The sequence below is a fragment of the Kocuria sp. CCUG 69068 genome (genome assembly GCF_020833785.1).
GTDB classification, from domain to species: Bacteria; Actinomycetota; Actinomycetes; order Actinomycetales; family Micrococcaceae; genus Kocuria; species Kocuria rosea.
On sequence record NZ_PDDL01000106.1, the window covers coordinates 1 to 11,857 of the forward strand.

8 protein-coding genes and 1 pseudogene are annotated in these 11,857 nt (G+C 74.1%); 5 read left to right on the forward strand and 4 right to left on the reverse strand.

Going from position 1 to position 11,857, the window contains the following annotated elements; translation table 11 throughout:
* Positions 1–194: 194 nt before the first annotated feature.
* The gene (leuS, locus tag CRM73_RS15690; RefSeq protein ID WP_229588397.1) at positions 195–2,687 is read right to left on the reverse strand and encodes a leucine--tRNA ligase; all 2,493 of its coding nucleotides are present in this window, start codon (positions 2,685–2,687) and stop codon (positions 195–197) included.
* A gap of 221 nt (positions 2,688–2,908) precedes the next feature.
* Between leuS and CRM73_RS15695 the strand changes: the two genes are divergently transcribed.
* From CRM73_RS15695 to betT, 4 genes are all read left to right on the forward strand, one after another.
* Complete coding sequence (locus CRM73_RS15695; RefSeq protein WP_115162680.1) at positions 2,909–4,066, forward strand: alpha/beta fold hydrolase; 1,158 nt, start codon at positions 2,909–2,911, stop codon at positions 4,064–4,066.
* The gene (locus CRM73_RS15700; protein WP_115162681.1) at positions 4,063–5,184 is read left to right on the forward strand and encodes a glycosyltransferase family 1 protein; all 1,122 of its coding nucleotides are present in this window, start codon (positions 4,063–4,065) and stop codon (positions 5,182–5,184) included. The genes CRM73_RS15695 and CRM73_RS15700 overlap by 4 nt, the downstream gene beginning before the upstream one ends.
* A gap of 65 nt (positions 5,185–5,249) precedes the next feature.
* Positions 5,250–6,146: a LysR family transcriptional regulator gene (locus tag CRM73_RS15705; protein ID WP_229588399.1), complete on the forward strand. Its 897-nt coding sequence runs from the start codon at positions 5,250–5,252 to the stop codon at positions 6,144–6,146.
* A gap of 546 nt (positions 6,147–6,692) precedes the next feature.
* Positions 6,693–8,900: a choline BCCT transporter BetT gene (gene betT, locus CRM73_RS15710; protein WP_255662964.1), complete on the forward strand. Its 2,208-nt coding sequence runs from the start codon at positions 6,693–6,695 to the stop codon at positions 8,898–8,900.
* Between the two features lie 45 nt (positions 8,901–8,945).
* Here betT and CRM73_RS15715 read toward each other — a convergent pair whose 3' ends face one another.
* Entirely contained in the window at positions 8,946–10,427 is a 1,482-nt protein-coding gene (locus tag CRM73_RS15715) for a glutamate--cysteine ligase (protein ID WP_017832312.1), read from the reverse strand.
* A gap of 128 nt (positions 10,428–10,555) precedes the next feature.
* Positions 10,556–11,173, reverse strand: coding sequence for a hypothetical protein (locus CRM73_RS15720; RefSeq protein WP_370658553.1), 618 nt, complete (start codon positions 11,171–11,173; stop codon positions 10,556–10,558).
* 40 nt (positions 11,174–11,213) lie between these two features.
* On the opposite strand from CRM73_RS15720, the gene CRM73_RS15725 reads away from it, so the two are divergent.
* A complete protein-coding gene (locus CRM73_RS15725; protein WP_370658554.1) occupies positions 11,214–11,525 on the forward strand; it encodes a cytochrome c oxidase assembly protein in 312 nt (103 codons plus the stop codon).
* 7 nt (positions 11,526–11,532) lie between these two features.
* Here the strand turns inward: CRM73_RS15725 and CRM73_RS15730 are convergent.
* Positions 11,533–11,857, reverse strand: a pseudogene (locus CRM73_RS15730) (hypothetical protein); the annotation flags it as partial.

An 11,857-nucleotide genomic window follows, 5' to 3' on the forward strand; every position in this document is an offset into this window, starting at 1 on the left:
GCCGGTCCCACGCGCCGAACGGGGCCCCGCTGGGGACGCGCGCGGGCCCGGAGCAGGACTGTGGAGCCCGGACACCGGCCTGAACACCGGCCCGGCCCCCGGTCCGGGCACCGGCCCCCGGGTGCGGGGCGGGGGCTCGGGCCGGGGGCCGGGAGCGGCGGGGCGTCGTCGTGCTCCCGTGCGGGAGCGGCGGCTCAGGCCACGATGTTGACGAGCTTGGGCGCGCGCACGATCACCTTGCGGATCTGGGCGTCACCCAGCTGGCGGCGGATCGTCTCCGAGCCCAGGGCGAGCTCGCGCAGGGCGTCCTCGCCGATGTCGGCGGGCACCTCGAGCCGGTCCCGGACCTTGCCCTTGATCTGCACCACGGCGGTGACGGTGTCGTCCACCAGCAGCTCCGGGTCGACCGCGGGCCAGCCGGCGACGACGACGGAGCCCTCGTGGCCCAGCGCGTGCCACATGTCCTCGGCCGTGTACGGGGCGACCAGCGACAGCAGGACCGCGACCGCCTCGACGGCCTCGCGCACGGCGGGGTCGGCGGGCCCGCAGCCGGAGTCGATGGCCTTGCGGACCACGTTCACCAGCTCCATGGTCTTGGCGATCACCACGTTGAACTTCGCGGCGTCGAGCAGCTGGGCGGCGTCCTCGACGGCCCGGTGGGTGGCCCGGCGCACGGTCAGGTCCCCGTCGGCCGGGTCGGCCCCGGGGTCGCCGGTCACGTCCTGGGCCAGGCGCCAGGCCCGGGCCAGGAACTTCTGGGAGCCCTGCGGGGAGACGTCGGCCCAGTCCACGTCGTCCTCCGGCGGGGAGGCGAAGACCATGGTCAGGCGCACGGCGTCCACGCCGAACCGGTCGAGCTGCTCGCCCAGGTCCACGCCGTTGCCCAGGGACTTGGACATCGCCCGGCCCCCGTTGAGCACCTGGCCCTGGTTCAGCAGCGCCTTGAACGGCTCGGTGAAGTCCACGAGCCCCAGGTCGAAGAGCACCTTGGTGAAGAACCGGGAGTAGAGCAGGTGCAGGATCGCGTGCTCCACGCCGCCCACGTACTGGTCCACGGGCAGCCACTTGCGGGTCTGCTCGAGGTCGAACGCCGCGGTCTCGTCGTTCGGGGAGGCGAAGCGCAGGTAGTACCAGGAGGAGTCCACGAACGTGTCCATGGTGTCGGTGTCGCGCAGGGCGGGGCCGTCGCAGGAGGGGCAGTTCACGTGCACCCAGGACTCGGCCGCCGCGAGAGGGGACCGGCCCTTGGGCGCGAGCTGCTCGCCGCGCAGGTCGTCGGGCAGCCGCACCGGCAGCTGCTCCTCGGGCACCGGCACCTCGCCGCAGGCCCCGCAGTGCACGATCGGGATGGGCGCCCCCCAGAAGCGCTGGCGGGACAGCAGCCAGTCGCGCAGCCGGAAGTTGACCTGGCGGTTGCCCGTCCCGGCGGCCTCGACCAGGCCGATGGCGCGCTCGATGGCCTCGGTCTTCTCCAGCCCGGAGAGCTCGCCCGAGTTGATCAGGGTGCCCTCGCCCGTGGTGGCGGTCCCGGTGACGGCGGGGTCCTCCTCGCCGGTGTCGAGCACCGCGCGCACGGGCAGGTCGAAGGTGCGGGCGAAGTCGAGGTCGCGCTGGTCGTGGGCGGGCACGGCCATGATCGCGCCCGTGCCGTAGTCGGCCAGCACGTAGTCCGCGGCCCACACGGGCAGCTTCTCGCCGTTGAGCGGGTTGACGGCGTGGCGGCCCAGGAACACCCCGGTCTTCTGCCGGTCGGTGGCCTGGCGCTCGATGTCGGACAGCGCCTTGACCTGCTCCCGGTAGGCGGCCAGCTCCGCCGCGTGCTCCGGGGCGACGATCTGCCCGGCCAGCTCGGCGTCCGCGGCGACCACGAAGAACGTGGCGCCGTAGAGCGTGTCGGGGCGGGTCGTGAACACGGTGACCTCGCGGTCCGTGCCGCCCTCGCCGGCGCCCTCGATGGCGAAGCGCACGTGGGCTCCCTCGGAGCGCCCGATCCAGTTGCGCTGCATGGCCAGCACCCGCTCGGGCCAGTGGCCCTCGAGCGCGGCCATGTCGTCGAGCAGCCGGTCGGCGTAGTCGGTGATCTTGAAGTACCACTGGTTCAGGGCCTTCTTCGTCACCGGGGTGTGGCAGCGCTCGCACGCCCCGTTGACGACCTGCTCGTTGGCCAGCACCGTCTGGTCCTTGGGGCACCAGTTGACCGGCGAGTTCTTCCGGTACGCCAGGCCCTTGCGGTGGAACTGCAGGAACAGCCACTGCGTCCACCGGTAGTACTCGGGGTCGGAGGTGTGGATCTCCCGGGACCAGTCCGCGCTGATCGCGTAGCGCTGGAAGGAGGCCTTCTGCGTCTCGATGTTGGCGTAGGTCCACTCCGCCGGGTGGGCGTCGCGCTTGATCGCCGCGTTCTCCGCCGGCAGCCCGAAGGAGTCCCAGCCGATCGGGTGCAGCACGTCGTAGCCGCGCTGGCGCCAGTACCGGGCCACCACGTCCCCCATCGCGAAGGCCTCCGCGTGCCCCATGTGCAGGTCGCCCGAGGGGTAGGGGAACATGTCCAGGACGTAGCGGCGCTCCCGCGAGCCGTCGTCGACGGGCGCGTAGACCTGCTGCTCCGCCCAGAACGACGGCCACGCCGCCTCGATGGCACGGAAGTCGTACCCGGTGGTCTCGGTCGTGTGCTGCTGTTCGGTCACGGTCCTCGCCTTCGCGGTCGTGGACCGCCGCCGGCCCCGGAACGGGCGGCGCGCGGTCGCGTGTGCGGCACCCGGGCATCACGGATGCCCGGCGGTGCGCCGACGGTGGTGGAATCCGTCCCATCCTAGCCCAGCGCCGCCCGGCCCCCCGGCCCGCAGGGGCTAGCATCGACAGCGGGCCGGGACGCACCGGGCGCCTGCCGGGCCCGCAGGGAGGAACCATGGCGGCAGCGGCCGGCGCACGGCACGGCGCGGCGGACGGCGGCGGGCCCACCGGCACGGGCCGCGACGCCGACGTTCCGGGCAGCGCGGTGCAGAACCCCTGGGCCGAGCGGCGCAGCATGGTCCTGGACGGGCACAAGGTGCGCTACTGGTTCTACGACGTCGACCGGGCCCCCAAGCCGCTGCTCGTGCTGGTCCACGGCTTCCGCGGCGACCACCACGGCCTGCAGCTGGTCGCCGACCGGCTCCGCGAGCGCTACCACGTGGTCGTCCCCGATCTGCCCGGCTTCGGCCGCTCCGAGCCCTTCCCCGACCGGCCCCACGACATCGCCGGGTACGCGGAGTTCCTGCGCGGCTTCGTGGAGACCCTCACCGACGGCGCGGTGCACGACGGCGCCCCGCACGGGGTCGCCGTGCTGGGCCACTCCTTCGGCTCGGTGGTCGCCGCGCACTTCGCCGCCGCGCACCCGGCGATGGTCGAGCGGCTGGTGCTCGTCAACCCGATCTGCGAACCCGCGCTGGAGGGCGAGCAGGCGCTGCTGAGCCGCCTGACGGTGGGCTACTACCGGCTGGGCCGGGCTCTGCCCCGGCGGCTGGGCCGGCGGCTGCTCTCCAGCTGGCTCGTCACGGACGCGATGAGCGGGGTGATGACCAAGTCGCAGGACCCCCGGGTGCGCGGCTACGTGCGCCACCAGCACCGCGCCTACTTCTCGTCCTTCGCGGACCGGGACGTGCTGCTGGAGGCCTACGAGGCCTCCGTCTCGCACACCGTCGCGGAGGTCGCGATGCAGCTGAGCATGCCGACCCTGCTGGTCGTGGGCGCCCAGGACGAGCTGGGCTCGCTCGCCGCGCAGCGGACCATGGCCTCCTGGATCCCCCGGCACCGCCTCGAGGTCCTCGACGGCGTGGGCCACCTCATCCACTACGAGGCCCCCGGGCGCACCGCCGAGCTCGTCCACGACTTCCTCTCCTCCCCCGCCCCCGAGCCGGTCCCCGGCCCGCCCCCCGGACCGGACGGCGGGCCGCCCGCGCTGCACGCGCAGGCGCCCCCCGTCGACGCCCCCGCCCCCGACACCGCCCCGTTCACCGGTCTGCAGCGCATCGTGCGCCGCGGGCACCGGGCCCGCCGGGACCAGCAGGCAGGACGCCGCCGGTGAGACTGCTCCTGGACGCCCGCTACACCCGTCTCGACCGCCACGACGGGATCAGCCGCTACGGGGCGAGCCTGGCCGAGGCCGTGGCCGGTCTCGCCGGCGCGACCCCAGGGCTGGACGTGGCCCTGCTCGTCAGCGACCCCCGCCAGCTCGCCCTGCTGCCGGGGCTCCCCCACGTCACCGGGCCCTCCCCCGTGTCGGCCGCCGAGGCCGCCACGGCGCTGGTGCTCAACCGGTACGCGCCCGACGTCGTGTTCTCCCCCATGCAGACCATGGGCTCCGCGGGCCGCCGGCACGGGCTGATCCTCACCCTGCACGACCTCATCTACTACGACCACCCCCAGCCGCCCGGGGACCTGCCCGCCGCCGTGCGCGCGGGCTGGCGGCTCTACCACCGGGCCTGGTGGCCCCAGCGGGTCCTGCTGGACCGCGCCGACGCCGTGGTGACCGTCTCGGACACCACCCGCGAGCTCATCGCCGCCCACCGGCTCACCCGCCGCCCCGTGCACGTGGTGCCCAACGCCCCCCAGCCCGGGTCCGTGCTCCCCACCGGGCAGGCCCTGGCACGGCTGCCCCGGCGCGGCCGGAAGCTGCTCTACATGGGCTCCTTCCTGCCGTACAAGAACGTGGAGACCCTGCTGCGCGCGGCCGGCCGGCTCCCGGACCACGAGCTGCACCTGCTCTCCCGGATCTCCCCGGCCCGCCGCGCCCAGCTGGAGGCCCTCGTCCCGGACGGGGCGCGGGTCGTCTTCCACGACGGGGTGGACGAGACCGAGTACGCCGCCCTGCTCGCCGAAGCGGCCGCCCTGGTGCACGCGTCCCGGGCCGAGGGCTACGGGCTGCCGCTCGTGGAGGCGCTCGCGGCGGGCACGCCCGTGGTGTGCAGCGACCTGCCGATCTTCCGGGAGGTCGCCGGGCACGCCGCCGGCTACGCCGCGCCCGACGACGACGCCGGGTTCGCCGCCGCCGTGCGCGCCCTCGAGGACCCGGACCGGGCCCGCGCCCGGGTGCTGGCCGGGCTCGAGCGGGCCCGGGCCTACTCGTGGGATGACTCCGCGCGCGAGCTGCTGGCGGTCGCCCGCGGCGTCCACGAGTCCCGCTCCCGGCACCGCTCCCCCTGACCGGACCGTCCTAACGGAGTCCACGAGCCCCCGCGGGTCCTCCGTCACGCGGCTACGCTGGACCGGTGGAGACGAGACAGCTGGAGGCCTTCCTCGCGGTGGTGGGGACCGGCACCTTCGCCGGTGCGGCCGACGAGCTGGGCACGGTGCAGTCGAGCGTCAGCACCAGGGTCCGGGCCCTGGAGCAGGATCTCGGCGTCCGGCTGTTCGACCGGTCCCGCCGCACCGCCCGGCTGACCATGGCCGGGCTGGTGCTCGCCGAGGAGGCGCCGGCCTGGCTGCACCTCGGACAGGACCTGCGCCAGCACGTGCTCGAGGCCGACGGCGGCCGGCGCGGCTCCTTGCGGATCGGCACGATCAACCCCATCAGCCATCTGGACCTGCCGGGGATGCTGGCCGGGTTCTCCGCCGAGCACCCGCACGTTCAGGTCTCGCTGAGAACCGATCCGGCCGGCTCCGAGGGGCTGCTGACGCGGCTGCGGGCCCACGAGCTGGACCTCGCCGTGGTGTCCCTGCCCGCCCGTGCCGTGGTGCACGACCTGGTGACCGCCCCGCTGGCCTCGGGCGCGCTCGTGCTCATCACGCCCTCCGGGCACCCCCTGGCCGCGGACGCCGCCTCCCCGCCCACCCTGGCCGAGCTGAGCGAGCACCCCTGGATCGACACGGCGGCGGGCCAGGCCGTGCGGCACATCGTCGACAGCGCCTTCTCCGCCGCGGGACTGGTCCGCCGGCGGGCGGTGGAGCTCTCGGACCTGACGGCCGTGCCGGACTTCGTGGCCTCCGGCAGCGGCATCGCCATGGTTCCCCGCTTCGTCGTGACCGGCCGATCGGACGTGCGGATCGTGGACTACACCGGTCCCCGCCTGGAGTGGAGCACGGTCCTGGTCCACCGCCGGGGCCGGATCTCCCAGGTCGCCCAACGGTTCTGGGACCACAGCCTGCAGCACCCCGCTCCCGCCTGACCCTTCCGGGCCGCCGCGCGGATCCAGGGGCCCGCCGTCGTTCCATCGCGGTTGCCGATGATGTCGATCGCCTCTGATCGTTGGACGCGCGGGGACCTCGGCGGGCATCCTGGGGGCACGCCCCATGCCGACCCGGAGGACCTCCCGGGCCCGCTCCCCTCGCCGTGCTCCGGCGCGCCGCCCCGACCGACCCCGGGCGGCCCCGGCGGACGGGAAGCGCCCCGTGGCCTCTGAGCGCACCTCCCGCGGCGACCCGGCACGACGACGGCGCCACGGCCCGCACCGTTGCCGGCCACGGCACCACGCCGGACCGGGCACCCTCCGCAGCCGGCGGACCCGGAACCCGGGGGCCTGCCACCGCCGCCGCACGAGCACGGCCACCAGCGGCAAGGAGCGCAGCAGGCCGGTGCGTCGTCTCCGAGAGGTCCTCGCCCGGTCGCCGGCGCACCGCGCCGCGCCACCCGGACAGCCCCACCCGAGGAAAGGACCGATCGAGTGACGGAAGCAGACGACGACCAGCGGCCGGAGCCCGAGCCGTCGAGGGCGATGGTCGAGCGGGACCGGGTCGGCGCGGCCGTGCGCCGCCGTTCACGCCTTCCCCACGAGGAGCTCCCCCCGATCTCCAGCACCGAGCTGAGCAAGGGCCCGGCCGAGCTCGCCGAGGACCGCGAGCCCCGCGTCAACTGGCGGGTCTTCGTCACGTCCTCCCTGGTCGTCCTCGCGTTCTCGGTCTGGGCGATGGCCGCCCCGCACCACGCCGCGAGCGCCATGCGGGACGTCGTCGGCTGGATCGCGACCAATCTCGGCTGGTTCTACGTCCTCACGGTGACCCTGGTGATCCTCTTCGTCCTCTGGGTCGCCTTCTCCAAGGAGGGCAGCGTCCGGCTGGGCCCGGACCACTCCCGCCCGCAGTACGGGCTCTTCACCTGGGTCGCGATGCTCTTCGCCGCCGGCGTGGGCATCGACATGCTCTTCTACTCGGTGACCGGACCGATCACCCAGTTCGTCGCTCCCCCCGCGGCCGACCCCCGCTCCGCCGAGGCCGCCCAGGACGCCGTGGTCTGGACGATGTTCCACTACGGCGTGGCCGGGTGGTCGATGTACGCCCTGCTGGGCATGGCCATGGGCTACTTCGCCTACCGCTGGGGCATGCCGCTCTCCATCCGGGCCGCCCTGTACCCGCTGCTCGGCCGGCGCGTCCGCGGGACCACCGGCGATGTCATCGACGTCTTTGCCCTGGTGGGCACCGTGTTCGGCGTGGCGACCTCGATGGGCATCGGGGTCGTGCTCCTGAACGTCGGTTTTGCCTGGCTCTTCGGGCTACCGGAAGGCCTGGCGCTGCAGATCGCCCTCGTGCTGGTGGCCGTCGTCATGACGGTCGCGGCCTGCACCTCCGGGGTGGACCGGGGCATCCGGGTCATCTCCGAGCTCAACCTCTGGAGCGCGGGCGCGATGATGCTCTACATCCTCGTCACCGGCGAGACCGCCTTCCTGCTCAACGCCATGGTCGAGAACATCGGCCGCTTCGTCTTCACCCTGCCCGAGCGCACGGTGCAGACCTTCGCCTACGTGGAGGGCGGCTCGGAGTGGATGGGCGGCTGGACCCTGTTCTTCTGGGCCTTCTGGCTGGCGTGGGGACCGTTCGTCGGACTGTTCCTCGCCCGCATCTCACGGGGCAGGACGCTGCGGGAGTTCGTCGTCGCGGCCATCACCGCACCCGTGCTCTGCGACTTCTTCATCGTGACCGTCTTCGGCAACTCCGCCATGCACGAGGTGCTCAGCGGCAACACCGAGTTCGCCCGGCTGGCCGTGGAGAGCCCGGAGCAGGGCTGGTACGCACTGCTCGAGATGTTCCCCGGCGCGGCGTTCCTGATCGGGCTGGCGACCCTGTCCGGGCTGCTGTTCTATCTGACGAGCGCCAACTCGGGTGCGATGGTGATGTCGAACTTCTCCTCGACCATCCCCGACCCGGCGCAGGACGGGGCGAAGTGGCTGCGGATCTTCTGGGCGCTGCTGACCGCGGTGCTCACCATCGCCATGCTCGTGGCCGGGGGCGTCACCACCATGGAGCACGCCACGCTGATCTTCGCGCTGCCGGTGACGGTCATCGCCTTCCTCGTGATGGCCTCCTTCTCGAAGGTGCTGCGGATGGAGCGGGCCGAGCGCGAGGGCCGGACCCTGCGCCGGCGCTTCGACGCGGTCCACGGCGGCCTGGTCCCCGAGAAGACGTGGCGGCAGCGCCTGGCCCGCCTGCGGTCCTATCCCTCGCAGAAGGCCGTCGCCCAGTTCGTCGGGCGCGTCGTGCGACCCGCGCTCCAGGACGTCGCCGACGAGTTCCGCGACCTGGGCCACCAGGCGGAGCTGCGCACGACCCCGAACACCGGGACCGGCATCGACGAGCACGCGCTCGTCGTGAACATGGCCGACCACCGGGACTTCCACTACCAGGTGGCGGCCGTCCGGGCGCCGGTGCCGATGATCGGGGCCCGCAGCATGTCCCGGGAGACGGACGTCTACTACCGGCTCGAGGTGTTCACCCAGACCGGCAGCGAGGGCTACGACCTGATGGGACTGACCCAGCAGCAGCTGATCAACGACGTCCTGGACCGCTACGAGGCCCACCTGTCATTCCTGCGGTACTCCACGGAGCACGCCTACGCCTCGGTCCTGACGCCCCCGCAGCCCGCCGCGGCCGATGCGGTCCCGCCACCGGTCCCTGCGCGGGCCGAGGACGTGGAGCCCATCGGCACCTGAGCCCCGCACCGGCGCAGGGGCCCGCCCGCGGCGCCCGCGTGGCCCCTAGGGCACCGACCAGGTGTGCACCGGCTCGTTCTCGTCCATGTGCTCGGCGTAGGCCTCCAGCATCCGGCGCAGGGCGGTGGGCCGGTCCGCGCCGTGGCGCTCGAAGTGTTCGACCGCCCGGGTCTGCCACACCGCGCCGTTGACCCCCGAGACGCACCGGCCCTCGATGATCCCCAGGTAGCGCTCGCGCACCTCCGGAGCCACCCCCCACTCCTCGAGGCCCTGGTGGGCCAGCGGGAGGAGGTGGCGCAGGACGAGCTCGTCGGCGCTGACCTCCCCGTAGCCGGGCCAGTACAGCCGGGCGTCGATGCCGTCCCGGGCGGCGCGGGTGAAGTTCTCGGCGCAGGCCGGGAAGCTCATCCGGGTCCACACCGGCCGCTCCTGCCGGGCCAGCACGCGCGCGGCCCCGTAGTAGAACGCGGCGTTGGCCATCACGTCGGTGATCGTCGGGCCCGCGGGCAGCACCCGGTTCTCCACCCGCAGGTGCGGCCGGCCGCCCACGACGTCGTAGATCGGCCGGTTCCAGCGGTAGACCGTCCCGTTGTGCAGCCGCAGCTCCGAGAGGTCCGGGGCGATCCCGGCCCGCAGCTTCGCGGCCGGGTCCTCCTCGGAGCTCTCGGCCAGCAGCGCCGGGAACCAGCGGACGTTCTCCTCGAACAGGTCGAAGATCGAGGTGATCCACCGCTCGCCGAAGAACACCCGGGGACGCACCCCCTGGTTCTTCAGCTCCACCGGGCGGGTGTCCGTGGCCTGGGTGAAGAGCGCGATCCGGGTCTCGGCGTGCAGCCGCCGGCCGTAGAAGAACGGGCTGTTCGCGCCGAGGGCGATCTGCGGGGCGGACAGCGCCTGGGCGGCGTTCCAGTGCGCCGCGAACTGGGCGGGGGCGACCTGCAGGTGCAGCTGGACGCTGGTGCACGCCGACTCGGGGGCGATCGAGTCGCACCAGGTGTCGACCCGCTCGCCGGTGGGCCCCTCGATCTCGAGGCGGATGTCCTCCCCGCGCGCCACGAAGATGGAGTCGTTGAGCGCCGTGTAGCGGTTGTTGTCGCTGATCCACTCCTGCTCGTAGTGCTCGGGGCGCAGGGTGGGCAGGATGCCGATCGTCACGATCCGTGAGCCGACCCCGCGGGCCGCGGCGTCCGCGGCGTTGAGCGAGGCGCGCAGGTCCTCCTCGAGCTCGAGGGCGGCCCGTCCGGGCAGCGGGCGGGGAGGCACGTTGAGCTCGATGTTGTACCGCGCCAGCTCGGTCTGGTACCCGGGGTCGGCGATCGCGGCGAGCACCTCGTCGTTGTGGAAGTGCGGGTCGAAGCTCCCGTCGACGAGGTTGAGCTCGATCTCCAGCCCCGTCATGGGCCGGTCGAACTCGAACGAGGCGCGGGCGAGCATCTGCTCGAACACGTCGAGGTCCGCACGGACCTTCTCCCGGTAGCGCTGGCGCTGCTCGCGCGTGTAGCTGCGGGAACTGACCTCTTCGCCCACGGTGGCCTCCGACTCCCGGCCGCGGCGCGGCCCCAGGACACCAACCAACCACACCGCGGCCCGTGCGCCAACACCCGGGCGCACCCGCCGCTGCGCCGACCACGGGTGCGCCTGGGCCGGCGCGGTCCTCAGAGCAGGTCGGTGACGTCGCAGCGCACGTGCACCGGGGCGTGCTTGCGCAGCGCGGAGGCCTTCGACCGGGCGGCCCGCAGCCGGCGGGTGACCTCCCCGGCCACGCCGTAGCCGAAGAACAGCAGCGCCCGGTGCGGGGCCGGCTCCCCCTCAGGCCCGGGCTCGTGGTCCTCCAGGGGGGCGGGCCCGATGACCCGCACGGCGGGCGGCAGCTCGAGGTCGGCCAGGAACGCCGCGACCGCCGCGGCCGGGCCCGTCACGGCCGCCGAGCGCACGGCCGGGGGCAGGCCCAGGGACTGGCGCTCCACCAGCTCGCGCTCGGCGTACCCGGCCGGGTCCCACCGCACGAGCGCGCCCACGGCGGCCTCGTGCTCCGCGGTGACCACCACGATCCCGCCGTCCCGGGCGCGGCGCACCAGCGCGGCGGCGTTGAACCACCGGCGCAGCGTCTGCTCCGCGGCGCGCAGGGCGAGGCGCATCAGCATCCGGTTGCCGTCCAGCAGCAGGGCGGCCGCGTAGCCGCCCTCCGCGACCGGCTCGGCGCCCGGGGTGGCCACGACGAGAGCGGGCGTGCCGGGGACGTCCGCGCGCACCGCGTCGCCCGAGGACGCCACGACGGGCACCTTCGGGAACGCCCGCCCCAGCTCCTCGGCGGTGCACCTCCATGTCCTCCTCGCGGGCTGCGTCTTCACCGCCGCCGTGGTCGGGGTGGACCCGGACCCGCACCGGGGCTCCTTCCGCGTGCGGGCGGCGGTCCTGGTCGGCTTCGTGGCGGTCCACTCGGCGCTCGCCAAGCACCTGTACGGGCACCCCCCGGACGGGGTCGGGGCGTCGGACGCCCGCACGGGGGCGCAGCTCATGTACTACGGCGGGGACGTGGTGGACGTGGCCCTGATCGTCGTGCTCTTCGCCCAGCGGTACGCCGCCGGGCGGCCCCGCGTCCGGGCGGCCCGGTCCGTCGCCTGAGAACCGCTCACGCCCCGGGGGCCGCGTCCCGGCGGGCCTCGAGCTCCGCCACGAGCTCCTCGTGGCGGTCCTGGGTGACGGGGTGGGGGCCGTCGGTGTTGAGCAGGTACTCGTGCTCGAGCTGGCAGACCACCCGGCTGTGCAGGACCTGCAGCTCCACGAGGGGGAGCGCGGAGAGCTCGGCGGGGAAGTCGCAGTCCGGGCTCAGGCACGTGTCGCAGTCCTGGGTGCCCCCGGCGCCGGTGCCGGCCGGCGACGTGGCGACGTCGACGCCGCTCACGCCGCCACCCCGCCCGGCTCGGCGCCGTTCCAGCGCGCGGGTGCCGGCGCGG